Raw genomic sequence first — 26,317 nt, 5'->3', positions numbered from 1 at the left:
AAGCGCCTCATGAGACAAACCCGAAATCGGGGAAACGGCCAGCCACGCTGGCTGTTTCCCTTTGTCATAACCGTGATCTTCTGCCTGAGCGTGCTGCCGCTCGGCCGGCTTGCCGCAACCGGTATCATGTCAGCCTTCCACGGCGGGGCGAGCGAGTTGCTGTCCGATCCGGGCCTGTGGCGGTCGGTCTATGATACGTTGTCGACCTCCTTTTTCGGCATGATCGCGGCCGTGGTCCTCGGTGGTGGGTTTGCGCTGCTGCTGACGCTGTTCGACATCCGCGGCAAGGCTCTTCTCGGTTTCCTGTTCATGCTGCCGACGATGATCCCGCCGCAGGTGACGGCGCTGTCCTGGATCGGCATGACAGGGCCTTCGAGCGCGCTCCTGAAAGCGATCGGGCTGGCGCCCCCGCTCGGATCGCCGCAGCCGCTCTATTCGATCGGCGGTATCGCACTTCTCTATGGCGTGCAGAATGCGGCGCTCGTCTACCTGTCGCTCCGGGCCGGGCTTCTGGCGCTGCCGCGCGATGGTGTAGAGGCGGCAAGGCTTTCCGGCGCGTCGTCCTGGCAAGTCCTGAAGGATGTCATCCTGCCGCTGTCTCTGCCGGGTTTTGCAGCGGGGGCAGCGATCGCTTTCGTCTCCTGCGTCGGCAATTTCGGGATTCCGGCGATCCTCGGCATTCCCGCCGGGATCTACACGTTGCCGACCCTGATCTATTCAAAATTCGCCGCTTTCGGTCCTCGCACGTTCGCGGATATCTCCGTCCTGTCCGCCTTGATCGCCATCCTGTCGGTCGTCGGGTTGATGGTCGAGGCACGGGTGCTGCGCGGCCGAGACTATCGCGTCATCGGCCTGTCGGGACAGGTCGCGGTGTTCCGGCTCGGCGCCTGGCGCTGGCTTGCCGAACTGCTGCTGTGGCTGACGATCTTCCTGATCCTCGCCATGCCGCTGATCGCGCTTGTCGCAAGTTCGCTGGCGCCGGCCTATGGCGTGCCGCTCAGCCCCGCGACCGTCACCATCAAGGCCTATGAGGAAATCCTCGTGCGCCAGGCGGCGACGCGCATTGCGTTCACCAACTCCCTCTCGCTGTCGCTTGCCACGGCCTTCGGTCTCCTGGTGGTGACGGTGCTGACCGGCTATTTCTTGGTGCGCAGCAAGAGCCGCTTTACCGGGCTTATTTCGGCGTTGGCGGAAATCCCCTATGCGCTGCCGGGCATCGTGCTGGCGGTTGCCTTCATCCTGCTGTTCGCCGCGCCCATCCCGGTGATCGGCATCTCGATCTACGGGACGATCTGGATCATCCTGATCGCCTATTTTTCCAGCTTCTTCGCCGTCAGCCTGAAACCGGTGGTCAGCGCTTTCCGCCAGCTCGATCCTTCCCTGGAGGAGGCAGCCAGGCTATCTGGAGCAGGTTTTGCCCGCCGTCTTGCCGATATTCTCGTGCCCCTGGTGGCACCGGCTGCGGGCGCTTCGGTGATCCTTGTCTTCCTGATCGCCTGCAACGAACTGACCGTCTCGGCGCTCCTCTGGTCGGCGGGCACCCAGACGCTCGGCGTGCTGATCTACAATCTCGATGACAGCGGCAGTTTCAACGTCGCCGCCGCACTTTCCGTCCTCGTCGTCGTCATGGTGATCGCGATGATGATCGTGCTGGAACTGATGGCGAAACGTCTGCCAAAAGGTGTGGTCCCGTGGCGAAGCTGATCCTTAACCGCCTCTCGAAAACATTCGATCTGGGCGGCCGGGCGGCCGTCAACGACGTCTCGCTGACCGTGCGGGAAGGGGGCTTCCTGGCGCTGCTGGGGCCTTCCGGCTGCGGCAAGACGACGGTGCTCCGGATGATCGCCGGCTTCGAACAGCCGAGCGACGGCTCGATCCTGCTCGGCGAGCGAGTTCTGGCGGATGCTGGCGAGATGGTGCCGCCCGAACATCGCAACATGGCGATGGTCTTCCAGTCCTATGCGCTCTGGCCGCATATGAGCGTCGCGGAGAATGTCGGTTATCCGCTCAAGGTTCGTGGCATTTCGGGCGAGAAGCGCGACCGCAAGGTCAAGGAGGCGCTTGCCGCCGTCCACCTCGAAACCTATGCCGACCGGCGCCCCGCCGATCTTTCCGGCGGGCAGCGGCAGCGCGTGGCGCTCGCCCGCTGCCTCGTCACCGAGCCGGATGTCGTGCTGCTCGACGAGCCGCTCGCCAATCTCGACCGGCACCTGCGCCAGGAAATGGAAGAGACGTTTCGCGAGTTTCATGCCCGGTCGGGCGCAACGATGATCTATGTCACCCATGACCAGGCGGAAGCGATGGCGCTAGCGACTGATGTCGCGGTGATGTCCGAGGGCCGGCTGCTGCAGGTGGCGACGCCGGAGGAGATCTATGCGCGGCCGGAGGGCCGGCTGGTCGGCGGTCTCGTGGGGCAGGGGTCGATCCTGTCGCTGCCGTCACCTGCCGGTGACAGGCGGCTTCTCGAATGGCCGGCCATGCAGGACATTCTGGCGGATCGCACGGAACGGACTTGCGCCGACATTCTCGTGCGCCCGCAGGATGTCGAGATCGCCGCCGGGGGTGCCGCGGTGACGGTGCTGTCGGTTCTGTTCGAAGGCGAGCGTTATGCCTTGCGCCTTGCCTTGCCGGATGGGCAGACACTGCGCGCCTTCAGCCGCCATCCGGTAAAGTCCGGGGACAGGCTCGCCGTCGTCATCCGCTCGGCCTGGCGTCTTTAAACCGCCGGCCTTATCGGGCTCCGGAACATTGCCACCGGATGACCCGGCAGCCGCGGCTGTTCTGGCGGCAGGAGCCGATCGCCTGGTTTTCGGCCTCCCTGCGGTTGTAACCCCAGCCCGAGCCCCAGCCGTCAGGACCCTTGGCGACAGCGCCGCAGCCGTTCTCGAACCAGATTGCGATCCGGCAATCGCTGGCGTCGCAATTCGACTGCGCGGTTCGCTCGGCGCTTCGGCGGGTTGCATGATCGTAGGACCAGCCCAGAGCTCCCGTGCGCGGCGAATAGGCGATGGCACCAACGCTGTCTGCCATCGATTGGCCCGCACCGGCAAGCAGAGCACAGAGGGACAGAGATGCGATAATTATGCGTTTCATGTACAAGAGCCCCCTGCGGCAGATCGACCCGATCAAGGTAATGCCGCTGGCCTGAACGTCGCACTGGTTCCGCATTTCCGCAACCGACTTTGCGGATTGCCGATAATGGCGACTTAAATTTCTCGATTCATTCGTTTTTATTACGAACATCGGCGGTTAAGGTGGCCGCAGCAGCAGGATGGATTCGATGTCTCTACGTCTCGGCACCTTCAACATTGAAAACCTGATGACGCGCTTCGATTTCTCCGGCTGGCGCAACCAGCTTCGGCAGGACCGGGTGCTGCGGCTCTACGACGTGCAGGACAAGGCGGTCTACCAGCAGCTCGAACAGGCCCGCATGATCGCCGAGACGGACGACACGCGGCAGCTTTCGGCGCTGGCGATCGCCGACGCGGATGCCGACATCCTCTGCCTTCAGGAGGTCGACAGCATGCCGGCCCTGCAGGCCTTCGAATATGGCTATCTCTACCGCATGGTCGGCAACGGCTATCGCCAGAAATATCTGGTCGAGGGCAATGATTCGCGCGGCATCGACGTTGCCGTGCTGATGCGCGAGGAGACCCGCAGCGGCGAGAAAATCGAGGTGCAGGACGTGCGCAGTCACGCGATGCTGACCTATCAGGATCTCGGCCTCTTCAACGACGAACTGGCGCTCAGCAACCAGGCGCATGACAAGATCTTCAAGCGCGACTGCCTGGAATTGGAGCTGACGATCGGGGGCAAGCCGTTCTCGCTGTTCGTCGTGCACTTCAAATCCATGGGCAATGCCCGCGACGGCCAGGACGGCCGCACGGGCACGATGGCGATCCGCATCGCTGAGGCGAAAGCGGTGCGCCAGATCGTCGAGCGCCGTTTCGGTAAGGGCCGAACGGCGGACAAGAACTTCGCCATCTGCGGCGACATGAACGATTATCAGGAAAAGGTGCAGGTGATCGGCACCCGCCGCGAAGGCTACCGATTCGAGCCCCGGCGCGAAGAGGCAAGTGCGCTGAATGTCTTCACCGACGACGGCTTCGTGGTGAACCCGACTACGCGCCGCGACGTGATGGATCGCTGGACGCTTTATCATGCGCGCGGGCCGGAGGAGCAGCATCTCTGCCAGCTCGATTATATCTGGTTGTCGCCGGCGCTCGCCGAGCACAACGCCGATAGCGTGCCGGAAATCATCCGCGGCGGCCAACCTTATCGCACCGTCTTTCCGCCGGGACAGGAGGTCGAGCGGTTTCCGCGCATCGGCTGGGATCGGCCGAAGGCATCGGACCATTGCCCCGTCGTGATGTCGCTGGAGCTTCGATGACCATCCAGACGATCAGCGGCTGGCCGCCTGAAAATACCGTCTTCGAGGTCGAGGCTTTCGATCTTTCGGTCCTGCCCGGAGCACATCCGATCTATCTCGCGCACCGGGACGATATCGAGGAGAACTGGCCGCGGGAATCAGCGGCCAATCCGCATCTCTTCAACGGCCAGATGGTGCTGCAGAACAGGCTTTCGTTCCGGGACGGCGTGATCATCGGCGAGGCGCATGTCATCCCCTATTCGACACTCTTGTGGTGGCGGAAACAGCCCGATCCGGCCGGCGCTTTTCACCTCTTCGGCTTCGCCGTGCCCGTCTCGTCCGATGGGGCAATCATCGCCGTCCGGATGAGCGAAAGGACCGCCAATCCGGGTCAGGTCTATTGCGCTGCCGGTTCGCTCGATCTTCTGGACATCGTCGACGGAAAGCTCGATCTCGAGGCCAATATGTACCGTGAAGTTCGGGAAGAAACCGGCCTCGATCTCGCCGAGGCGAAGGCGGATCGGCAGCTCTTCGCCAGCTACAGCGGGCACCGGGTCGTCGGTTTCCGCTTCTATCGCTTCGATCTTACGGCGCAGGAGATGCTGGCACGCATCGCCGAACATATGGTGCATGACGAGGAAAAGGAGATTGCCGGAGCCGTGGCGATCCGCTCGGCCGATCGCGGCGCGCATCCCTACAGCCCGTTGATGTTCCCGATTCTCGACCTGTTTTTCGGCCATTCGATGCGCTGAACAGGGGTTGCTTTGAACCGACCGGTCGGGCAGTTTGGCGCCATCGAAACACGAGGAGGTGTGGTTGGCCCGTCGCTACAGCATCTATGATGTCTTCACCGATAGACGACTTGCCGGCAATCCGCTGGCGGTGATTGTCGACGGAGACGACCTTGCCGACGAGACAATGCAGGCGATTGCCAGGGAGATGAATCTCTCCGAGACGGTGTTCGTTCAGTCTTCCGCGAATGCCGCTTATGCAGCCCGTCTGCGCATCTTCACGCCGGGCCGCGAACTGCCTTTCGCCGGGCATCCGACCGTTGGAACGGCAGTGGCGCTTGCCGAACTCAATCATGGGTCTGGTGGGCAGCTCGACATGGACCTTGTCTGCGTGCTGGAGGAAAATGTCGGCCCGGTGCGCTGCGCCGTGCGGTTTCGTGCCGGCGAGGCGGGGTTTGCCGAATTCGACCTGCCGCGAAAGCCAGTGCGGATCGAGCTGCCGCTCGACCGGCAGGGGCTCGCCGATGCGCTTAGCGTCAAATCGACGGATATCGGTTTCGAGAACCATGTCGCCTCCATCTGGAGCGCGGGTGTGCCTTTCCTGATGATCCCGCTGCACAATCTGGCGACGGTCCAGAATCTCGAATTCGACACGGCCTTGTGGGAAAAGGCGGCGCCGTTCGTCGAGGGCGCGTTGGCATCGGCATACGTCTATTGCCGGAGCGGCGTGAACCATCAGGCAAAGTTCCATGCCCGGATGTTCTCGCCCGACATGGGGATTTCCGAGGATCCAGCCACGGGTGCCGCGGTCGCTGCACTCTCCGGCGCAATCCGGCATTTCGATGCGCTGCCGGACGGCCATCACCCGGTGCTGGTGGAGCAGGGGGTGGAGATGGGGCGTCCGTCCCTGATCCATCTGCATATCGACGTGAAGGAGGGGGAGATCGCCAGGGCCCGCATCGGCGGCCAGGCAATCAAGGTCGCGGAAGGCATGCTCTATCTTTGAATTTCGCCGCTTGTCGATGATTGCGATATTGTGACGCATTAAGACTTTGAAATTTTTCGTTTTTGCGTCGCTTATCGAGCTGCGGAGAGGTTTGCGTCAGGCGCAAAATCCGACCTCATGGATTTTTTGCCCGGTCGGGCGAATAATTTTCACCGAGCCGCTGGACAAGCCGAACGATCCCCTTTATACGCCCTCACACCGCTGGCGAGCACGCCTCGCACAGATGGTTCTTGGGTGATTAGCTCAGTTGGTAGAGCAGCTGACTCTTAATCAGCGGGTCGTAGGTTCGAGCCCTACATCACCCACCATTTCTTCAACGATATCAATTCGTTGTGCGCCAACATTAAAGATCATATTTAAGTCTAAGGATGACGCTGCGATCACAGAGGCTCCTCTGAGAGATCGCATGCAGAAGCGTCTACACGCGCAGATTTGGCCTCCCGAATTTCTATGGATAACACCTTTGAGACACCCCATCGGTGGAGCTAAGGGTCTTCGGTGCAAAGTCGAGAGCGGCCGACGACCTTGGTGACGTTGGCGAGAAATGCTCGCAGTAGGCGACATCGTCAGCCGCTGGAGAACAGTGATCGAAGTTTCCCAGGGAAGTTGGTGCCTTGTCGCCGGGAGGCCCCAGCGGCAAGGCTTTGGATCCAACGGTCATCCACGGCAACGTGTATCGACTGCAAACCGCCGGCAGTGCGATTCCTGGGTCCGGAGCAAACCCCGGCGGGATCGTCCTACGAATATACGGTCGTAGTGCTGTCGATGTACCCCATTTCAACGAATCTGGATTTAATGACGTCGGAGATCTTCTGGAAGCGGATAAGTTGACGCCACGACAAAGCTGACACGATCAACGCAAGTGCCGGAAGGACCAGGACAATCAACCACCAGCCGGCCATGAAAATGTAGACGCATAAGAGTGCAAGCAACACGGTTGCAATCTTCGAGAACAGCAGCAGTCCTGCGGAAACTCCGCGCTCAATCCCGTAGGTGTTTTCACTGGCATAGCCAAGAACAAGGTTCTTGAAGTGGTGACCTGTAGACTTGCCGCCGAGGATGACCGGCTTGTCAAGCATCTGCCCCTTTTCATGCACGAAAGCAATTGTAGCGATCGGGGGCTTGGCGAGGTTCAGAGCGACTGCACTCGTCAAGAGCTTCGGAGTGACCATCAACGAGACTGCGACATCGTCCAGCCGGACTTTGGAGCCATCGGCACGCTGCAATTCGATGTGTGTGTAGAACCGGCTATTTCCATATGAGCGGTTTTCACCGACTTCGATGATCTCACCGGTCTCGAAGATAACGTTCTTCATCCGAGAATTCCTTCAGGCTTGATAGTTGTATAATGTTGAAATTTACTGCAATCCGTCACTCGGACAGATCGAAAACGAGCCTGGTATTCGGACCTTTGTCGCTGTATCCCACGACGTTGCAGCCTTCCCTGACAGGCGCCTTGCCCAAAAGCGTCAAATTTCCGCCTTGGTAATGGCCGCTGACGAGGTACGGCGCCGGAGCGCAGCCTTTCTTATAGGTGTAGGCGATCCCCGAGAACCACTCGTTCGGAACCTCCCAGCCACGGACAAGCACGGTGTCTTCCGTGACCGTTCCGGCCAGAGACTGTTTGGGCTCTGCATAGACGATGATGTGCTGGCGCTGGTGATTGAACATCACCGACTTGTTGTGGCCGATGTGTTCTCCATACTTTTCGTCGTTGGGGCCCAGCTTAAACGTCTGGTCGACCGGAACGGTTTTGTAAGGCCATCCCATCGGACATAGCGTAAGCCACAGGCCACCGAACTCACGGCCTCGATCGGCATCCGACATACCGAGACGCTTGCCTGTCGCAGCGTCTTTGACGCCGACATACCCCTGAAAATTCTGGTTTTTGGTCTCGGGGCCGTCGAAGAGGTAATGCTTGCCATCAGTCCAGAGATGGCCCGTCTCGCAATTGGCGGTGGCTTCGTAGACATGATCAGCGGACGATTCAAGCGCGTCGGATACGCAGTTCTTCTTTCCAGGATACCAGTTCCCACACCACGATTTCGCCGACTCCGGTGTGACCTTCGCCTTCATCGTGGACTTTGTCCCGCCGTAATCGGTGGCCTCGGTGATGATCGCAGTGGTCGTCTGCTTAAACAAAGGGTACTCGTCACCGATCGGTGCGGGCGGCATTGAAGGGATGGTCGCGGATAAGAAAATGGCTGCGGACAAAAGTGGCATAGCAATGTTTTCCGGATTGAAGATGGTCGTCGATGGGGGCGACCATAGACCGGAAAAGCTGCGGAAGAATTTCGCGTATACGTAGAAAACTTTCCCGACGATTATCAGCGCATCAACCTTTCCGAACTCGTTGTTACGTTTCCGCCAAAACGCAACAACGGCCGCACTTGTTGCCGCTCTCCGCCGGCAGGGCTACTTTCATCCCCAATCCCGTTTCTTTTGCTCCCTCGACGGGAACTCCGGCGCCTGATCGGCATTTGGTCTGCAAGACGAAATGGGAGCGCGGTCATGAAGCCAATCCTCTTGCTTTTGGGCAGCCTTGTCCTGCTCGTTCTGGTGTTCCTGAGCGGCGTGATCATTACCGCGAACGTGATCGCCGTGCCCGAACCCCATAAGTTCGCCAATATGGATACGCCGGACCTGTGGACCTCCAAACCGAAGGCCGTCGACACCGCCGGCCAGGATTATCAGCGCCCGCCCGCTGCGACGCCTCCGGCTTCGGTTGCAGCTGATACGCGGGAAACGCCCGCTGTCCAGCAGACCGCCACGGGGGTAGCCGTCGACAATACAGTGACCGGGTCCATCAATCCGCAGCAGCCGGCTACAGTGCCGCAGTCGCAGGACGAGAGGAAAGCCATGCTCGATCCCGCCCAGGCCGACTGGTGCTCCGCGCGATACAAATCCTATCGAGCCGAAGACAACAGTTACCAGCCTTTCAGCGGCGGCTCCCGCCGGCAGTGCCGGGCACCGGGCGCTGCCGCGACCGGGACCGTTGCCGCGGCACCGATGCCTGATCAGCCGCAAGCTCTGCAGATGCAGGATGAATTGCAGCCGCTTCCAGAAAGACCGGCTACCCGCGCCAATCAACGGGCGAATGACGGAGCGGTAGGCTACGCACAGTCGCGGGCGATCGAGGCCGACGCTCCTGCCGGATCCCATGAGGAATGGTGTTTTGCCCGATATCGGTCCTACCAGGCCGAGGACAACAGCTATCAACCCCTGGCAGGCGGCCCGCGCCGCCAATGCCAATCGCCTTTCGGCTGACCACCAGCTTCAGATAGCGCGGTCGACGAGGGCCTTTGCCATCATCATATGCACGCCCTTGCAGCCGTTGACGGTCTGGGTGATGCGCAGATCGCCGGCGAGGCTGCAGAGCGTGTAGGCATCTTCCCGCGACAAGCCGCCTTTTTCGCCGAGCAGCACGATCATGTCGCGCAGCGCCATGACAGCGCATTGGTCGAGATCCGGATCCATGCCCATGGTAATGTAATGCGTCGGCGTTTCAGCCCGTGGATAGACGAAATCAAGATCGTCGCGCACGGTAAGCCGGAAGGTGCCGCGCAGCGCCGTCTCGATGGCGGTAATGCAGACCTCGCCGTCGCCCTGCGCACCATGGCCGTCTCCGCAGGAAAACAGCGCGCCCTCGTTGAAGATCGGCAGATAAAGCGTGGTGCCGGCGACCAGTTCCTTGTTGTCGATATTGCCGGCGTGCGAACGCGGCATGATCGAGGTGATGCGGCCCCAGTTCGGCGGCGGAGCGACGCCCATGACCCCGAAGAAGGGCGCCAGCGGCAGGTCAAGCCCCCAGGGCAGGCGCCCGACATTCCTCCGCTTGTCGAGCGGTATGGTGATCATCCGCGGTGTCTCGAAATCATAAGGGAGCGTGCCGGCGAGCGGGCGGATGACGTTATAGCCCCAGTCCTGGCGCAGCTCGACATCGAGGATCTTCACCTCCAGCACCTGGCCGGGCCTGGCGCCGCGCACGGCGACCGGGCCGGTCAGGATATGGCCCTGCATGATCGGCCGGCAGTTTTCGTGAATTTCGAGATGTTCGGGAAGGATGGTGAACCCTTCCTTCGGCAGAACTTCCGCAGGGCCGGAGACCGTGTCGATCACCACCGTGTCGCCGCTGTCGATCGTCAGCACCGGCTCGCGGGCGGCGTCGAAATAACCCCAGGCGCAGGTTTTGGAAGAGGCGGAGACGTGATGTTGCATGGCCGGGCTCGCTTATCTGATCCGGGGAGAGACTAGCCGATTTTACTTTGCACGCCAGTCCGCAAATCCAGCCCAGTTCGCGACGATTGATTTGCTAGTTGGGCCGTTGCCGCAAGTCTTAGGCCGTTCCGGCGGCCTCCGGTCTCGTGGTTGCCATGCGGCGTTCGGTCTGGCGCAGGCAGAGCGCCAGGACCAGGCCGAGCCCTGTTGCGGCGGCGATGTAGAACGGTGCGCCCTGCCAGCCGGATGCTGCAACGATCGAAGCGAGCAGCATTGGTCCGAAGACCTGGCCGATATTAGAGCCCTGCATGACGAAGCCGCTGAATGTTCCGACGAGGTCTCGGCGCGGTGCATAGACGGGCAACGAGCCCATGAGGGTCGCCGGCAGGACGCCGCCCGACACCGCGTAGAGCACCGAGGCACCGTAGCGCATCCAGAGCGGAAAGCTATGGCCGAAGACGACGAAGGCGGTCAGCGTCAGCATTACGCAGGGACCGGCGATCAGCACCCAGCGCGGGGCACCCCAACGCGCGAAGACGCCGCCGAATATGTTGCCGACGCCGTTCGCGAGCACTGCCAGCGCGGTCATGATGGACGCAGCCGCGAGGCCGGTTCCCATTTCCTCGATCAGCAGCGTCGGCAGGAAACCGAAGACGGACATGAAGCTGGCGCTGTAGGCGGCGAAAATACCGGAGAGTATCCAAGACATCGGCCGGGACGCGGTGAGCTTGACGGCCGTCAGCAGCGACGTCGTCGGATGTCCGGCAGTTTGTGGTTTTGGAAGGCGCATCGTCAGCAGGGCCACCATCGGAATGACGCTGAGCATGGCGGCGAAAATCCAGGAACCCTGCCAGCCGAAGCTCGGCAGCAGGAAGGGCGAGATCATCATCATCACCGCAACGCCGACCGGCATCCAGATACCCCAGAGCGCGAAGGCAAGGCCGGTGTCGCGCGGTTCGACCGAGGCCGCAATCAGGCCGGGGGCTGCGACCGAGACCATGATGAGGCCGACGCTTTCGAGCACGCGGCTGGCGAAGATCACCGTTTCAGAATGGGTGAGGGCTCCGATCAGGCTGCCTGCGATCAGCAACGCGAGGCCGAGGATCATCGCGCGCCGATGGGTCAGGTAATCGGTGAAACGGCCGATCAGGATGCCGCAGGCGGCGCCGAGGGCGCTTGCCAAGCCCATTAGCCAGCCGGCAGCCACGAGATCGATGCCGAGTTCGGAGCGCAGCATGGGGATGGCTGGCGGTACCTTGCCGACGTGCAGGGCCGCGGCGATGCCGCCCAGAACGGCGATTGTGACATGTCCCCAACGCGTCATGCTGACTCTATTCCAATCATCGAACAAACATCCGACCGCTTTATCACCCCCGTACGAACCGAGGCATAAATTCCGTCGCGGACGGCATGATTTCTTGGCCTAGGCAGCAGACGATGACGGAAAGGGTGGCATTCATTGCCTTTTCGGGCGACGCCTCGCTGGGACAGTGATACTCAGTTCTCAAGACGTCGCCTGACATTCGGGCTTTCGTGCCTCGTTGGTAAAACGGGCCTAGCTTGCCTTGCGCATCTGCTCGCGGCTTTCCTCGACCTTGAGGTTCTGAACCAGCTTGGCGAGCCAATCGACGAAGACCCGCACCTTGTTGGAGAGGTGGCGGGTCTGCGGATAGACGATGTAGAGGGGTAGCGACGCGCAGTGCCAGTCGGAGAGAACTTCGACCAATTCGCCCTTCTCCACCGTCTCCTTCACCATAAAGCGCGGCGACTGGATGATGCCCATGCCGGAAATCGCTGCGTTCACATAGGTCCGGGCATCGTTGACGGAGACGACGTATCGGGGCGTGATTTCCAGGTTTTCGTCGTCGCGACGGAATTCCATGGATCTCACCCGGCTGGACTGGGCGTTCAGGTAACCGACGGCCAAATGGTCTTCCTGCAGGTCCTGCGGGCGTTCAGGGGCGCCGAAGTTGCGGATGTAGAGAGGTGCTGCATAGGCCGACATGCTGATCTCGCCGACCTTGCGGGCAATCAGCGACTGGTCGGTCGGGGTGCCGGCGCGCAGGGCGCAGTCGACGTTTTCGGCGATATAGTCGACCAGCCGGTCGCCGACGCCGATATCGAGCCTGATCTGCGGAAAACGCTTATGGAAATCACATAAATTCGGAATGACCAGCAAATCGGCGAAGGCGCCGGCCATCTCCACGCGCAACCGGCCGGATGGCTGGCTCTGCGAATTCGACATGCTGCCGTCGAGTTCGTCGAGTTCGGAAATTATCTGCATCGCGCGCTCATAATAGAGCGCGCCGTCGGTCGTCACCATCACCTTGCGGGTGGTGCGGTTGAGCAGCGTCGTGCGCAGATGGCCTTCGAGGCTCTGGACGAGATTGGTCACCGTCGTTTTGGGCATATTGAGAGTGGCCGCAGCCCGGGTGAAATTACCGGTTTCCACGACGCGAACGAATACGCGCATTGCCGAAAGCTGATCCATTGTCTTGATTCCTGCTGCGCCGCAACATTGTTCCGAAATATGGAATAGTGTTGTCGAATGCCGTTAACTTGTATGTTTTCACCCGAATAATAATATCAGGTTCAAGATTGACGGCAAGCACCCCGCTTTTACTAGGGGTTTGCCCGAGGGTTTTTCAATGATTGCGCAGTGGGAAAATATCGCATTTGACAAGTCGGCCAAGCCGGCTGTCCCCATGCGCGTCTATGAAGGCGCTGCCAAGGGCAAGGTTCCGCCGCTGGTGCTTTACTTGCGCGGCGGTGCGTTTCTCAATGAAGAGCGCGGCGAAAACGAACGTCCGGTCGCCAAGGCGCTGGCGGAAGCAGGCGCCGTGGTACTGGAAGCCGATTACAGCAGCGTTTCGCACAACATGTTTCCGCAGGCTATGGAATGCGCGTTTGCAGCGCTCCAGTGCCTTGCCGGCCGACGCAAACAGTTCGGCAGTGCCAAGTCCCAGCTTTTTGTCGCGGGCGACGAGGCGGGCGGCAATGTTGCGGCTGGCGTTGCGCTGAAGGCGCGCGACCTGATGCCCGGCGAGCTGAACGGCCAGATCCTGCTGTCGCCGATGATCGACCCGATGATGGCCACCCGATCGTTTCGCAAGGCGGATGATATCGGCATGGGCGAACGTTGGGCGGAAGGCTGGAGCCATTATCTCGGCTCCCATTGCGGGTTCCAGCATCCTTATGCGGCACCCTGCCTCTGTTCGCGGCTTTCGGGTGTCGCGCCGGCTCTCATCGTGACATCGGAAGACGATCCGCTGCGCGATGAAACGGTAGGTTATGCAACGCGCCTGAGCGAGGCCGGTGTTTCGGTCAGGCGGAAGATCTTCCCTGCCAGCTGCGGCTGGACGGGCATTTACAGAGAGGGCGACGGCGAGTGGATGACAGCACTTTGTGCCGAATTCACGAGCTTCGTCCGAGAGTTAACTTAATAGCATGATTTATTTTGAAGGCAAATAACGGCCAATTCCCAAGGCCGTAAGGAGACTACCAATGACCTCGAAGATCAAAAGCTGGGCCCTGTGGGGCACTGGATTGGGCACCGCTGCGTTGATTGCGGGTGCCTCGGTCTATCTCGATCTGCCGCAGGGCGCCCATGCCGCGCCTGCGACGGCTGCTGCGGCTCCGGCCGTTCCCGTGACGGTTGCCACTGTCGAACCACGCAATGTTTCCACCTGGCAGGAATTTTCCGGAAGGTTGGAAGCCGTCGACCGCGTCCAGATCCGGCCGCGCGTCACCGGCACCATCCAGGCGGTGCATTTCCGCGAAGGCGGACTGGTGAAGCAGGGCGACCTGCTCGTCAGCATCGATCCGGAGCCCTACCGGGCGGCGGTCGCACAGGCTGAAGGCCAGGTGGCATCGGCACAGGCGAAGGTCGAGCTTGCCAATACCGAACTCGATCGCGGCAAGAACCTCGCTTCCAAGAACACCATCTCTCAGAGCGATCTCGCCCAGCGCCAGAGCGCCCAGAGTGAGGCGCTGGCCAACCTCCAGTCCGCCAAGGCGGCCCTGAAGACGGCGCAGCTCAATCTCGACTATACCGAGATCCGGGCACCGATCGCCGGCCGGGCCGGCAAGTTGGAAATCACGGTCGGCAACCTGGTAGCGGCAGGTTCCGCCTCCGCCCCATTGACGACACTCGTTTCGGCCGATCCGATCTATGCGAGCTTCGACGCCGGCGAAGAACTGGTGTCCCGTACGCTCAACGACCTTCCGCTCGTCGACGGTGTGCCGGCGATCGAACAGGTACCGGTCGAGGTCAGCACGCTCGCCGGTAACGGCACGCCGATCCGTGGCAAGCTGCAGCTTATCGACAACGAAGTGAATGCCTCGAGCGGCACGATCCGCGTGCGCGCCGTCTTCGACAATCCGGGCGGCAAGCTGATCCCGGGCCAGTTCGTGCGGGTTCGCATGGGCCAGCCCAAGGCCCAGGATCACCTGATGGTCAGTGAAAAGGCTGTCGGCACCGATCAGGACAAGAAGTTCGTCTTCGTGGTCGATGCGGCCAATACCGTTGCGTACCGGCAGGTGGAGCTGGGCACGGCGGTCGACGGCATGCGGATCGTCGAGAAGGGCCTCAATCCGGGCGACCGGATCGTCGTCAACGGCCTGCAGCGCATCCGTCCGGGTGCTGTGGTCCAGCCGCAGGACGAGGCGAAGGTCGCCAACAAGTAACGCTCTGAGCGGCGGCTAGTCCGCCGCTTCCCCACACTCATCCAGTTCCGGTTCGTGGAGCTTGCGGCCTTGTCGGCCGCGAGCCGGGGCCGTTTCGCCTCTTGTTCAACCCCGGAGAGAGGGCTTTGACATGAATATTTCCAGGTTTTTCGTCGACAGGCCGGTCTTTGCGGCCGTGCTGTCGATCCTCATCGTGGTCGCGGGCCTGATCGGCATGCGGTCGTTGCCGATTTCCGAATATCCCAATGTGGTCCCGCCTTCGATCGTCGTGCGTGCCGTCTATCCTGGCGCCAACCCGACGGTCATCGCCGAAACGGTCGCGACGCCGCTCGAAGAGCAGATCAACGGCGTCGAGGACATGCTCTACATGTCCAGCCAGGCGACCTCCGACGGCGTGATGACGCTGACCGTCACCTTCAAGCTCGGCACCGATCCGGACAAAGCGCAGCAGCTCGTTCAGAACCGCGTGAGCCAGGCCGAACCGCGCCTGCCGGCAGAAGTGCGTTCGATCGGTCTGACGACCGTCAAGAGCTCGCCGGACTTCATCATGGTGGTCAATCTCGTCTCCGACCGATACGACATCACCTACCTGCGCAACTATGCAACGCTCAACGTCAAGGACCGGCTGAACCGCATCCAGGGCGTCGGCCAGGTGCAGGTGTTCGGCGCCGGCGACTATTCGATGCGCGTGTGGATCGATCCGCAGAAGGCTGCCGAGCATTCGATGGCCGCAAGCGACATCTCGAACGCCATCCGTAGCCAGAACGTCCAGGCGGCGGCGGGCATTATCGGTGCCTCGCCGACCCAGCCGGGTGTCGACCTGCAGCTCAACGTCAATGCCCAGGGGCGCCTGCGCACCCCGGAAGAGTTCGGCAATATCATCGTGAAGAGCGGTCAGAACGGTGAAATCACCCGGTTGCGGGATGTCGCGCGTATCGAGCTCGGCGCAGCAGACTATACCCTGCGTTCGCTGCTTGATGGTCAGCCGGCCGTCGCCGTTGCCGTTCTTCAAGCACCCGGTTCCAACGCGATCGAGATCGCCGACAACGTCAAGGCGACCATGGACCAGCTGCAGTTGGCGATGCCGCAGGGCGTGAAATACGAGATCGTCTACGATACGACCAAATTCGTGCGCGCATCGATCGAGAAGGTCATCGACACGTTGCTCGAAGCCATCGCGCTCGTCGTGCTCGTGGTCATCATCTTCCTGCAGACCTGGCGTGCCTCGATCATTCCGCTGATCGCCGTTCCCGTCTCGATCATCGGCACGTTTGCGGTCATGTATGCCTTCGGCTTCTCAATCAACGCGCTGACACTGTTCGGCCTCGTGCTGGCGATCGGTATCGTCGTCGACGATGCGATCGTCGTGGTGGAAAACGTCGAGCGCAATATCGAGGGCGGCTTAAGTCCGCGTGAGGCGACCTACAAGGCGATGAAGGAAGTCTCCGGTCCGATTATCGCGATCGCGCTGGTTCTGGTCGCGGTTTTCGTGCCGCTCGCCTTCATCAGCGGGCTTTCCGGGCAGTTCTACCGGCAGTTCGCGCTGACGATCGCAATTTCGACGGTCATCTCGGCGATTAACTCGCTGACGCTGTCGCCGGCACTTGCTGCCTTGCTGCTCAAGGACCATCACGCCAAGAAGGATTGGCTGACCCGGTTCATGGATGCGATCTTCGGCTGGTTCTTCCGTGGTTTCAACCGCGTCTTCGGTGCGGCTTCCAACGGCTACGGCCGCACGGTCGGCGGGTTGCTCTCGCGCAAGAGCCTGGTGATGATCATCTATCTGGCTCTGGTCGGTGCGACCTACAGCATGTTCAATGCGGTGCCGGGCGGCTTCGTGCCGGCACAGGACAAGCAGTATCTGATCGGCTTTGCCCAGCTTCCGGACGGCGCCACGTTGGACCGCACCGAAGACGTGATCAAGCGGATGAGCGAGATCACCCTGGCACAGCCTGGCGTCGAACATGCCATCGCTTTCCCGGGCCTGTCGATCAACGGTTTCACGATCGGCTCGAATGCCGGCATCGTCTTCGCAGTTCTCGACGACTTCGAAAACCGCAAGACGCCGGAGCTCTCGGGCGGCGCGATTGCCATGCAGCTGAACCAGAAGTTCGGCGCCATCCAGGACGCCTATATCGCAATGTTCCCGCCGCCGCCGGTCAACGGCCTCGGAACGACGGGCGGGTTCAAGCTGCAGATCGAGGACCGTGCAGGTCTTGGGAACCAGGCGCTCGACGAGGCCACCAAGGCGGTGATCGCCAAGGCCTACCAGACGCCTGAACTTGCCGGCATCTTCTCGAGTTTCCAGATTAACGTGCCGCAGCTCTATGCCGATCTCGACCGCGCCAAGGCCGAACAGCTCGGCGTCTCGGTGACGGACGTCTTCGAAACGCTGCAGATCTATCTCGGCTCGCTTTATGTGAACGACTTCAACGCCTTCGGCCGCACCTACAGCGTCCGGGTGCAGGCGGACGCCAAGTTCCGCGCCAAGGCGGAAGACATCGGCCAATTGAAGGTCCGTTCGCAGTCCGGCCAGATGATCCCGCTCTCGGCTCTGCTGAAGGTGGATGCTCAGACCGGTCCGGAACGGGCGACCCGCTACAACGGTTTCCTGTCCTCCGATATCAACGGCGCTCCGGCTCCGGGATTCTCGTCTGGCCAGGCAGAGGCTGCGATTACGAAAATCCTCGACGAGACGCTGCCTTCCGGCATCGAGTTCGAGTGGACGGACCTGACCTATCAGCAGATCCTTGCCGGCAATTCGAGCATCGTCGTCTTCCCGCTGGCGCTGCTGCTCGTCTACCTCGTGCTCGCCGCCCAGTATGAGAGCCTGACGCTGCCGATCGCGATCATCATGATCGTGCCGATGGGTGTGCTTGCCGCCTTGACGGGCGTGTGGCTCACCGGTGGAGACAACAACATCTTCACCCAGATCGGGTTGGTGGTGCTGGTGGGTCTCTCGGCGAAAAACGCGATCCTGATCGTGGAGTTCGCCCGAGAACTGGAGTTCCAGGGGAGGACACCGTTCCAGGCAGCGGTCGAGGCGAGCCGGCTGCGCCTGCGTCCGATCCTGATGACGTCCATGGCCTTCATCATGGGTGTCGTGCCGCTGGTGGTATCGACCGGTGCGGGTGCGGAAATGCGCTCCGCCATGGGTATCGCCGTGTTCTCCGGCATGATCGGGGTGACTTTCTTCGGCATCTTCATGACGCCGGTCTTCTACCTGCTGGCACGTTTGCTAACCGGCAGCCGTCCTCTGCGGCAGCACGGTACGGAGGAGGCGGCTCCCGCTCTCTCTCCAGCGGAGTAAGGTCTACCTCCGGCGCCGCGCGGGTTCTTTCCACCGGGAACCCGCGCGGTATTCTTATGTCTAAAATGGTCGAACGCATCCTTTTGGGATGCGCTCGACCATTTTAGGTTTTTGTCTTTAGATCTTTGTTTTGCAGAGGTACGACACGCGTTAGAGAGCACCGCCGTCGATGATCAGGGTCTGGGCCGTCATGGCCGCGGATGCATTCGAGGCGAGGAACAGGCAGGGGCCGACAAGGTCTTCAGCCACCAGCACCCGCTTCAGGGACTGGCGGGCGACCATCGCCGTGATGCTGTCGTCATTCAGCCAGAGTTTCTTCTGCCGTTCGGTGACGATCATTCCGGGCAGGATGGCGTTGACGCGGATGTTTTCTGTTCCAAGCTTTCCGGCGAGGCTCTTGGTCAGGCCGATGATCCCGGCCTTGGCGGTCGCATAGGCGGGCAGTCCGCCCATGTTGAGTAGATAGGCGATCGAGGAGAAATTGACGATCGCGCCGCCGCCGGCCTTGCGCAGGTGTGGGACAGCAGCCTGGGTGACGAAGAACATCTGCTTGATGTTGATGGCCTGGGCGTTGTCCCAGTATTCCTCGGTCACCGTCTCGAACTCGTGGCGGTCGTCCCAGCCGGCATTGTTGACCAGCACCGAGAGCGATCCGAGTTGCTGCGCGGCCCTGTCGACGGCGGCTTTCGTTTCCGCGACGTTGCGCAGATCGGCTTTCAGGTAGAGGACCAGATGGGGGGCGGTCTTGGAAAGACGTTCCACCAATTCGTGGCTCGGCTCGTCGGCAATATCGATGAACGCGACCTTGGCACCCTGTGCCGCAAAACCTTCCACCAAGGCGGCGCCGATGCCAGAACCGCCACCGGTGATCAGCACGCCGCAATCGGCAAGGTCCGCATGCCGTACAGAAATATTGGCCAAAACACCCTCCTTGTCCGGCTTGGTCGCCAAGTTCTATCGCTTCGATGCGGGAAGACAAGGATGTGCGACAAACTCTCGCCATCTAGGCGCGCAATGGTCCCGACATGACCATTGCGACAGGAATAGCCGTCGGCGTCGGGCTGGGCACGGTGCTCGGGACAGTCGTTTTCGACAATATCGGTATCGGTGTTGCCGTGGGCATCGCGATCGGCGTTGCTCTGTCTCAATTCCTGCGTTCGCGATCGAAATAGCCCGAAGGCGGTCGCATGCCTTTGCCGGGAATTGCCTTCCTGCGTCATTGCATTTACTCGGAAGAGGGCAGTTTCCGGCCATCTCCCCGAGTCGGAATCCGACGCTAAAGGAACTTTCAGTGCCTCTTCCCGCCGCCGACATCTCCCTTCCCGAAAAAACCTATGCTGCTTTCCTGTTCGACATGGACGGCACGATCCTGAACTCGATCGCATCCGCCGAACGCGTCTGGGGACGCTGGGCGGCAAAGATGGGTTTCGATGTGGAAGCATTCCTGCCGACCATGCATGGCAAGCGCGGGATCGACACGATCAGCGCACTGAACCTGCCGGGCATCGATCCGGCCTCGGAAGCCGAAGGCATCCTGCGCGGCGAGATCGAGGATGTCGAGGGCGTGGTGCCAATCCCGGGCGCGGTGGAATTCCTCTCCGCGCTGCCGCCTGAACGCTGGGCGATCGTCACGTCGTCGCCGATCGAACTCGCCAAGGTCCGGCTTGCCGCCGCCGGAATTCCGCAGCCGCGCTACATGGTGACCGCCGAAGACGTCACCGTCGGCAAGCCCAATCCGCAGGGCTATATCCTTGGCTCGGAACGGCTCGGCGTCAGCCCCTCGGAGGTGCTAGTGTTCGAGGATGTGCCGGCCGGCATCCAGGCGGGCGAGGCGGCAGGCGCCGACGTGATGGTGATCACCGCCACCCATTCCCATCCGATCGAAACCGGGCATTCGAAAATACCCGGCTATCTCGATGTGGTGCCGCATATCGGCGAAGACGGACGGCTGTCGATCCGCCGCAAGGAGTGAATATCAGACAGGCTGGGTCGACGCCTTCATGATGCTGACGGTTGCGAACCAAAGCACGACGCCGAGGCCGAGCAGGCAGGCGGCAATCAGATACTGAACCGGATCCCGGCCGGTCCAGGGGCCGGCGAGGAAGGCGCAGGAGATCGCACCGAGTACCGGCAGGATGGTCGGCGTGCGGAAATGCTTGTTCTCGACCGTATCCTTGCGCAGCACCAGCACCGCGACGTTGACGATCGCAAAGACGCAGAGAAGCAGCAGCGCCGTGGTACCGCCGAGCGCCGGAACACCGCCGGCAAACAGGATCAGCGCGACCGCCAGCAGTGACGTGAAGCCGATCGCGATATAGGGTGTGCGACGGCCCGAATGGACCTTGCCGAGCACCTGCGGCAGAACCCCTTCGCGGCTCATGCCGTAGATCAGGCGGCTCGCCATCATCATGTTGATCAGTGCGGAATTGGCCACCGCGAACATGGTGATGATCGCGAAGATGCCAATCGGGAAGCCCGGCGCGCCGGCCTGCACCACCTTCAGCAGCGGGGTCTCGCCCTGGCCGAGTTCATTGGCCGGTACCAGCGTGATCGCAGAGATGGCCACCAGAACGTAGATGACGCCGGTGAGGGCAAGGCCGGTTAGCAGCACCTTCGGGAACATCCGGCTCGGCTCCTTGCATTCCTCGGCCATGTTGACCGAATCCTCGAAGCCGACCATGGCGAAAAAGGCGAGGGTGGTGGCCGCGACGACTGACCAGAAGACGCCGCTGTTCTCCGGGGTCGCGAATGTCCAGGCGCGGGAAACGTCGCCCTGGCCGCCGGCGATCGCCCAGAAGCCGATGCCGATGATGATCAGCAGGCCGGTCAGCTCGACGACGGTCAACAGAACGTTCAGCCTGACGCTCTCGCCGACCCCTCGGAAATTGACGGCAGCGACCAACGCGATGAAACCAACCGCGATCAGCGGTACGCCCCAGGCGCCGAGATCGAGGCTGAGAGAGGTCGCGAAGTTGGAGGCAAAGGCCCGCGATGCGGTCGCCGCCGAGGTGATGCCCGACGACATCACCGCAAAGGCCACCAGGAAGGTGACGAAATGGATGCCGAAGGCCTTGTGGGTATAGAGTGCTGCGCCGGCCGCGCGCGGATATTTGGTGACCAGTTCGAGATAGCTGAAGGCGGTGAGGAGGGCGACGACGAAGGCGATCAGAAAGGGCAGCCAGACCACCCCTCCGACCTGCTTGGCCACCTGGCCGGTCAGGGCATAGATGCCCGTCCCGAGAATATCCCCGACGATAAACAGCAGCAGTAATCCGGGTCCCATCACCCGGTGGAGTTCCGTCTTCTGTTCGCCCGATTCAGTGACCGGCTTTTTCATAAACTCCTCCTGATGTTATCGATTCCCTCCGGAAGAGTGTTCAATGAGAACAAGCGCCGGTTGTTCCCAAAAAACGCGGAAGTTTCAGCCCGTTCCGGCCTGGAAAAAGGGGTATGGCGAAAATATCGTAAAAACTTGCACTCGATGCAAAAATCCTCTAAATACGACGGTGTAGCCGCCGCACTGCACAATTCTGCGGCCGATGTGCGTATTTTTCTTGAGCGGAGGTTCCCATGCCTTGGAATTGCCATGCAGGCTGTGAAGGTCGGCGGAATACTCGATCGCATTTTCAAACCGGTGAGTCTCTGACCATGACAGCAGATGCGGCATTTTCGGATTTTTGGCATTTTTTCCGTTCCTGGATCAGCAATCCATTGCGGGTTGCGGCGTTGGCGCCTTCCGGGGATTCGCTCGCGCGACTGATGACCCAGGAGATCGCGCCGCTGGACGGCCCGGTCATCGAACTCGGTCCGGGGACCGGGGTATTCACCCGTGCGCTTTTGGCGCGCGGCGTTGCCCAATCCGACCTCACCCTGATCGAATACGGTCCGGAATTCGTTCCCGGCCTGCAGCGGCGTTTTCCAGACGCGCGGATCCTGCAGATGGATGCGGCAAAGCTCGCCCATGAGGATATTTTCGAGGGCGAACCGGTCGGCGCGGTCGTCAGCGGCCTGCCGCTGCTCTCCATGTCGCCGCGCAAGATTACCGCGATCCTCGGCGGAGCCTTTACCTATATCCGTCCGGGCGGTTCCTTCTACCAGTTCACCTATGGCCCGCGTTGCCCCGTGCCGCGGCCGATCCTCGACCGGCTGGGTCTGAAGGCCGTGCATATCGGCCACACCGTGCGCAACCTGCCGCCCGCCGCCGTCTACCGGATTTCCCGCCGCAAGCCGCTGGATCTGACACGGGAGCGTTCCAGATATCGTGCCGAGGCAGAAGGCAGCCCGGTCCAAGCCGACGACGCGGGCGCCTGAACAAAATCGGATGAAATGACCAAGGCGATTGATGGCGCGACGACAGGCCGGCGGGAGCTCAAGCGTCGGCAGACCCGCGAACGCATCGAGGAAGCGGCGATGAGCCTGTTCCTCGAGCGCGGCTTCGATGCCACGACGGTCGAGGAAATTGCCGAACGCGCCGAGGTCTCGAAACGCAGTTTCTTCGACTATTTTCCGTCCAAGGAAGAGGTCGTGTTCGCCTGGCAGGACGGTTTTGCCGATCATCTGATGGCGGCGATCGCGTCGAGGCCAGCGGACGAGCCGGCGGTCAAGACCGTGCAACACGGCCTCGTCAGCGCCATCGTCTCGGCAGCCGACGAAAGAGCGATGGCGCTCGGCGAACTGATCCGCAGTACGCCGGCGCTGAAAGCCCGAGACCAGCTCAAATATGCCAAGCTCGAACTGAAGCTCACCGAGGCACTGAAGGCTCGAAGCCGAAGCGACGAAGAAAGGCTGCGCGTGCGCCTGCTGGCCGCCGTGGTCATAGGCGCCTTGCGGGCAGGCGGRGAACTGTGGAACGAACAGCCGCCGGGCACTTCGCTCGAAACCTTCGCGCATCGGTTCTTCGGCGATTTCTGGAAGACACTTGCCGATTTTGGCTACGAGGGGCAGGACCTCTGATCAGGCCACGCTGAGTGTCGCGGCGGCGAGCACCACATAGCGGACCGCCTTGCCGATAAAAACCAGGATCAGGAAGGTCGGTAGAGGTTCCTTGAGCACGCCGGCCGCGACCGTGATTGCGTCGCCGCCGATCGGCAGCCAGCTCAGCAGCAGCGACCATTTTCCGTATTTCTGGTACCAAGCCTGTGCCTTGTCCAGTTTTTCCTGGGTCACCGGAAACCATCGGCTGTCGCGAAAACGTTCGACACCACGCCCGAGCAGCCAGTTCACGGCGGCCCCCGCCGTGTTGCCGACCGACGCGACCAGCAGTAGGGCGATGAGCGAATACCGGTCGGAGAGAATCAACCCGACGAGGATCGCCTCCGATTGCATCGGAAAGATCGTGGCGGCGATGAAGGCGGCGGAGAACAGTCCCGCATAGGCGGCAAAATCGAGCATGATCGACCTATAGCGGAGCCAAATGAAGAAGGGCGGATGAAAACCCGCCCTTCCTGTATTGCTGGGTCGTCAATCAGGCCTTTTTGGCGTTTTCGACCTCTTCCGCAGCCGCCTCCACCGCCTTGGCGTGGCGTTTACGCCAGTCGCCGAGGAAGAGCAGGATCGGGGCCGCGATGAAGACAGACGATGCGCCGGCAACGAGAATACCGAATGCCATCGGGACCGCGAAGCTTTCGACCGCGCTGCCACCCCAGATCGCCATCGGTAGAAGCGACAGGAAGGCGGTGGCGTTGGTGTAGAGGCTTCGAGCCAGCGTCTCGTTGATCGACTTGTCGATCAGTTCGCGCAGCGGCATCGACTTGTAGAGCCGCATGTTTTCACGCATGCGGTCGTAGACGACGACCTTGTCGTTGACCGAATAACCGACCATCGTCAGTACCGCGGCAATCGCGGTCAGATTGAAATCGAGGCCGGTAATGGCGAAAAAGCCCACCAGCTTGGTGACGTCCAGCACCAGGGTCACGATAGCGCCGACCGCGAACGGCCATTCGAACCGCGCCCAGATATAGATCAGCATCGCGATACTGGCGATGAAGACCGACAGGAAGCCGGCGACGGCCAGTTCGCCCGAAACCTTCGGGCCGATGACGTCGGTGCCCTGGACGGTCGCGGTGGAGTCGATCTTGGTGACCTCGTCCTTCAGCTTGGTGACGGCTGCCGTCTGCGCCTCTTCGCCGCCTTCCTGACGCTGGGCACGCACCAGGATGGTGTTCGGATCGCCGAAGGACTGCAGCGTGATTTCGCCGAGGTTGAGCGTGTTCAGACCTTCGCGGAACTTGGCGAGGTCGGCGGGGCCTTGCGTCTTGACAGACATCTGGATGCCGCCGCGGAAGTCGACGCCGTAATTCAGTCCCGGATAGAAGAACAGCCCGATCGAGGCGATCGACAGGACGGCCGAGACCGCCACGCCGAAGAAGCGCGCCTTCATGAACTGGATATGCTTGTCGTAAGGGCTGAACCGGAACATCGACTGGATGTTGATGACCTTCAGCTTGTAGCGGCGCGCGATGGCGATCATCGTCACGCGGACGAAGGCGACCGACGTGAACATCGAGATGATCAGGCCAAGACCCATGGTAACGGCAAAGCCGCGCACCGGGCCGGAGCCGAAGTAGAACAGGATGGCGGCGGCGATCAGCGCGGTCATGTTGCCGTCGACAATGGTCGAATAGGCGCGGTTGAAGCCGACGTCGATGGCGGCGAAAGCACCACGGCCTTTGCGCGTTTCCTCGCGGATACGCTCGTTGATCAGAACGTTCGCGTCGACCGCAAGGCCGATGCCGAGCACGATACCGGCGATACCGGGCAGTGTCAGCGTCGCGCCGACCAGCGTCAGGGCGGAGAAGGTCAGGATCGTGTGGATCAGCAGAGCGACGTTCGCCAGCAGGCCCCACGTGCCATACAGAACCAGGATGAAGACGGCGACGAGGACGAAGCCGACGAGGCCAGAATAGAGGCCCATCTGGATGGCATCGGCGCCGAGGTCTGCGCCAACGGTGCGTTCTTCGATGACGGTGAGCTTCGCCGGCAGCGCGCCGGCGCGCAGCAGTGCAGAGAGCGTATTGGCTTCCGATACCGAGAAGCCGCCAGAAATCTGGCCCGAACCGCCGGTGATCGGCGTGCGGATGACCGGCGCGCTCAGCACCTTGTTGTCGAGCACGATCGCGAACGGACGGCCGACATTCTGCTGGGTGATCTGGGCAAAGCGGTTGGCGCCTGCCGAATCGAAGCGGAAGTTGACGACCGGTTCGTTGGTCTGCTGGTCGAAGGCGGCGCGGGCATCGGTCAGGCGGTCGCCGGAAAGTTCGACGCGGTCGAGGACCGGATATTGGTTGCCGCGCTCGTCGGCGAGCATGGTGACACCCTGTTCGCCCTGCTGGCCGAGCAGATGGAAGCTCATCTTGGCGGTCGAGCCGAGAAGCTGGCGAAGGCGGGCCGGATCCTGTTCGCCCGGAAGCTGGACAAGGACGCGATCGGAGCCGATGCGCTGAATGGTCGGTTCAGCGACGCCCACCTGGTCGACGCGCTGGCGGATGATTTCAAGCGACTGATCGACGGCACCGGTGATGTGCGAATTGATGCCGGCTTCGGTCTGGGCGATCGTGATCGTATTGTCGGAGGGCGTGGTGATCGCAAGATCGCTGCCGCCGATCGTTGTGCCGGCGTTGACCGGGTTGGCAAGCGTCTGGAGCTCGGTCACGGCAGCGCCGCGCTGGGCCGCATCACGCAGCGCGACCGTCACGGTGTCACCCGTGCGGCGGATTGCGGTGGTCGCGATGTTCTTGTCGCGCAGAACCCGGCGAGCATCCTGCAGCAGGCTCTGGACACGCTCGTTGATCAGGTCGGCACGGTCGACTTCCAGCACGAGGTGCGAGCCGCCGCGCAAGTCGAGGCCGAGCGAGACGCGGTTGTGCGGCAGCCAGGCGGGAAGCCGGCCAAGCGTCGACTGCGGAATGACATTCGGCAGCGCCACCAGAATGCCGAGGAAGATGATGACGAGATAGGTCGTCACCAACCATGGGGAGTTTCTCATGTATTTAATCCTG

The 26,317-nt window shown here is 61.6% G+C and carries 24 protein-coding genes and 1 tRNA gene; 15 read left to right on the top strand and 10 right to left on the bottom strand.

Going from position 1 to position 26,317, the window contains the following annotated elements:
- The first annotated feature begins 9 nt into the window (after positions 1-9).
- On the top strand, positions 10-1,704 hold the full coding sequence (locus tag AC1D3C_RS16745) for an ABC transporter permease (RefSeq protein ID WP_477483667.1): 1,695 nt from the start codon (positions 10-12) through the stop codon (positions 1,702-1,704).
- Entirely contained in the window at positions 1,692-2,720 is a 1,029-nt protein-coding gene (locus tag AC1D3C_RS16740) for an ABC transporter ATP-binding protein (protein ID WP_477483666.1), read from the top strand. The genes AC1D3C_RS16745 and AC1D3C_RS16740 overlap by 13 nt, the downstream gene beginning before the upstream one ends.
- Positions 2,721-2,730: 10 nt before the next feature.
- On the opposite strand, the gene AC1D3C_RS16735 is transcribed toward AC1D3C_RS16740, so the two are convergent.
- The gene (locus tag AC1D3C_RS16735) at positions 2,731-3,093 is read right to left on the bottom strand and encodes a DUF4189 domain-containing protein (RefSeq protein WP_477483665.1); all 363 of its coding nucleotides are present in this window, start codon (positions 3,091-3,093) and stop codon (positions 2,731-2,733) included.
- A 187-nt stretch (positions 3,094-3,280) separates the two neighbouring features.
- On the opposite strand from AC1D3C_RS16735, the gene AC1D3C_RS16730 reads away from it, so the two are divergent.
- The 4 genes from AC1D3C_RS16730 to AC1D3C_RS16715 all read left to right on the top strand — a co-directional run bounded on the left by AC1D3C_RS16730 (position 3,281) and on the right by AC1D3C_RS16715 (position 6,414).
- Entirely contained in the window at positions 3,281-4,390 is a 1,110-nt protein-coding gene (locus tag AC1D3C_RS16730; protein ID WP_477483664.1) for an endonuclease/exonuclease/phosphatase family protein, read from the top strand.
- On the top strand, positions 4,387-5,121 hold the full coding sequence (locus AC1D3C_RS16725; protein ID WP_477483663.1) for an NUDIX hydrolase: 735 nt from the start codon (positions 4,387-4,389) through the stop codon (positions 5,119-5,121). Before AC1D3C_RS16730 ends, AC1D3C_RS16725 begins: the two co-directional genes overlap by 4 nt.
- Before the next feature lie 64 nt (positions 5,122-5,185).
- Entirely contained in the window at positions 5,186-6,106 is a 921-nt protein-coding gene (locus AC1D3C_RS16720) for a PhzF family phenazine biosynthesis protein (RefSeq protein WP_477483662.1), read from the top strand.
- A 232-nt stretch (positions 6,107-6,338) separates the two neighbouring features.
- Positions 6,339-6,414 (top strand) — tRNA-Lys (locus tag AC1D3C_RS16715).
- 429 nt (positions 6,415-6,843) lie between these two features.
- On the opposite strand, the gene AC1D3C_RS16710 is transcribed toward AC1D3C_RS16715, so the two are convergent.
- Both AC1D3C_RS16710 and AC1D3C_RS16705 read right to left on the bottom strand, forming a co-directional pair.
- Entirely contained in the window at positions 6,844-7,422 is a 579-nt protein-coding gene (locus AC1D3C_RS16710; protein ID WP_038543358.1) for a hypothetical protein, read from the bottom strand.
- A 55-nt stretch (positions 7,423-7,477) separates the two neighbouring features.
- The gene (locus AC1D3C_RS16705; protein WP_477483661.1) at positions 7,478-8,329 is read right to left on the bottom strand and encodes a hypothetical protein; all 852 of its coding nucleotides are present in this window, start codon (positions 8,327-8,329) and stop codon (positions 7,478-7,480) included.
- 288 nt (positions 8,330-8,617) lie between these two features.
- On the opposite strand from AC1D3C_RS16705, the gene AC1D3C_RS16700 reads away from it, so the two are divergent.
- A complete protein-coding gene (locus AC1D3C_RS16700; RefSeq protein ID WP_477483660.1) occupies positions 8,618-9,373 on the top strand; it encodes a BA14K family protein in 756 nt (251 codons plus the stop codon).
- A gap of 9 nt (positions 9,374-9,382) precedes the next feature.
- Here the strand turns inward: AC1D3C_RS16700 and AC1D3C_RS16695 are convergent, their stop codons facing one another.
- The 3 genes from AC1D3C_RS16695 to AC1D3C_RS16685 all read right to left on the bottom strand — a co-directional run bounded on the left by AC1D3C_RS16695 (position 9,383) and on the right by AC1D3C_RS16685 (position 12,815).
- Positions 9,383-10,324 carry an acetamidase/formamidase family protein gene (locus AC1D3C_RS16695; protein ID WP_477483659.1) on the bottom strand — a complete coding sequence of 314 codons (942 nt, stop codon included), beginning with the start codon at positions 10,322-10,324 and terminating at the stop codon, positions 9,383-9,385.
- A gap of 118 nt (positions 10,325-10,442) precedes the next feature.
- Entirely contained in the window at positions 10,443-11,648 is a 1,206-nt protein-coding gene (locus tag AC1D3C_RS16690; protein ID WP_477483658.1) for an MFS transporter, read from the bottom strand.
- A gap of 231 nt (positions 11,649-11,879) precedes the next feature.
- Positions 11,880-12,815 (bottom strand): LysR family transcriptional regulator, encoded by a 936-nt coding sequence (locus AC1D3C_RS16685; RefSeq protein WP_477483657.1) that lies wholly within the window; start codon positions 12,813-12,815, stop codon positions 11,880-11,882.
- A 157-nt stretch (positions 12,816-12,972) separates the two neighbouring features.
- Here AC1D3C_RS16685 and AC1D3C_RS16680 point away from each other — a divergent pair, with 157 nt between their 5' ends.
- The 3 genes from AC1D3C_RS16680 (at position 12,973) to AC1D3C_RS16670 (ending at position 18,320) form a co-directional block, all read left to right on the top strand.
- Positions 12,973-13,767 (top strand): alpha/beta hydrolase fold domain-containing protein, encoded by a 795-nt coding sequence (locus AC1D3C_RS16680; RefSeq protein ID WP_247135622.1) that lies wholly within the window; start codon positions 12,973-12,975, stop codon positions 13,765-13,767.
- A gap of 61 nt (positions 13,768-13,828) precedes the next feature.
- The gene (locus AC1D3C_RS16675; RefSeq protein ID WP_038543349.1) at positions 13,829-15,010 is read left to right on the top strand and encodes an efflux RND transporter periplasmic adaptor subunit; all 1,182 of its coding nucleotides are present in this window, start codon (positions 13,829-13,831) and stop codon (positions 15,008-15,010) included.
- Between the two features lie 130 nt (positions 15,011-15,140).
- The gene (locus AC1D3C_RS16670; protein WP_247135624.1) at positions 15,141-18,320 is read left to right on the top strand and encodes an efflux RND transporter permease subunit; all 3,180 of its coding nucleotides are present in this window, start codon (positions 15,141-15,143) and stop codon (positions 18,318-18,320) included.
- 150 nt (positions 18,321-18,470) lie between these two features.
- Here AC1D3C_RS16670 and AC1D3C_RS16665 read toward each other — a convergent pair whose 3' ends face one another.
- Positions 18,471-19,241 (bottom strand): SDR family NAD(P)-dependent oxidoreductase, encoded by a 771-nt coding sequence (locus AC1D3C_RS16665; protein ID WP_477483656.1) that lies wholly within the window; start codon positions 19,239-19,241, stop codon positions 18,471-18,473.
- A 104-nt stretch (positions 19,242-19,345) separates the two neighbouring features.
- Here AC1D3C_RS16665 and AC1D3C_RS16660 point away from each other — a divergent pair, with 104 nt between their 5' ends.
- Positions 19,346-19,492, top strand: coding sequence for a glycine zipper domain-containing protein (locus AC1D3C_RS16660; RefSeq protein WP_173426748.1), 147 nt, complete (start codon positions 19,346-19,348; stop codon positions 19,490-19,492).
- A gap of 119 nt (positions 19,493-19,611) precedes the next feature.
- On the top strand, positions 19,612-20,292 hold the full coding sequence (locus tag AC1D3C_RS16655) for an HAD family hydrolase (protein WP_477483655.1): 681 nt from the start codon (positions 19,612-19,614) through the stop codon (positions 20,290-20,292).
- Between the two features lie 3 nt (positions 20,293-20,295).
- On the opposite strand, the gene AC1D3C_RS16650 is transcribed toward AC1D3C_RS16655, so the two are convergent.
- On the bottom strand, positions 20,296-21,657 hold the full coding sequence (locus AC1D3C_RS16650) for an APC family permease (RefSeq protein WP_477483654.1): 1,362 nt from the start codon (positions 21,655-21,657) through the stop codon (positions 20,296-20,298).
- A gap of 36 nt (positions 21,658-21,693) precedes the next feature.
- Between AC1D3C_RS16650 and AC1D3C_RS16645 the strand changes: the two genes are divergently transcribed.
- The 3 genes from AC1D3C_RS16645 to AC1D3C_RS16635 are packed head-to-tail and all read left to right on the top strand — an operon-like array spanning position 21,694 to position 23,273.
- Positions 21,694-21,966 carry a hypothetical protein gene (locus tag AC1D3C_RS16645; RefSeq protein WP_477483653.1) on the top strand — a complete coding sequence of 91 codons (273 nt, stop codon included), beginning with the start codon at positions 21,694-21,696 and terminating at the stop codon, positions 21,964-21,966.
- Between the two features lie 2 nt (positions 21,967-21,968).
- Entirely contained in the window at positions 21,969-22,631 is a 663-nt protein-coding gene (locus tag AC1D3C_RS16640; protein ID WP_038543340.1) for a class I SAM-dependent methyltransferase, read from the top strand.
- A 15-nt stretch (positions 22,632-22,646) separates the two neighbouring features.
- Positions 22,647-23,273, top strand: coding sequence for a TetR family transcriptional regulator (locus AC1D3C_RS16635; protein ID WP_038543338.1), 627 nt, complete (start codon positions 22,647-22,649; stop codon positions 23,271-23,273).
- Here the strand turns inward: AC1D3C_RS16635 and AC1D3C_RS16630 are convergent, their stop codons facing one another.
- A complete protein-coding gene (locus AC1D3C_RS16630; RefSeq protein WP_477483652.1) occupies positions 23,274-23,711 on the bottom strand; it encodes a YqaA family protein in 438 nt (145 codons plus the stop codon).
- Positions 23,712-23,784: 73 nt separating this feature from the next.
- The gene (secD, locus tag AC1D3C_RS16625) at positions 23,785-26,304 is read right to left on the bottom strand and encodes a protein translocase subunit SecD (RefSeq protein ID WP_477483651.1); all 2,520 of its coding nucleotides are present in this window, start codon (positions 26,302-26,304) and stop codon (positions 23,785-23,787) included.
- Positions 26,305-26,317 lie beyond the last annotated feature (13 nt).

This window comes from Neorhizobium sp. P1_A6 (genome assembly GCF_056406795.1).
This window is presented reverse-complemented; position numbering and strand designations above follow the sequence as displayed.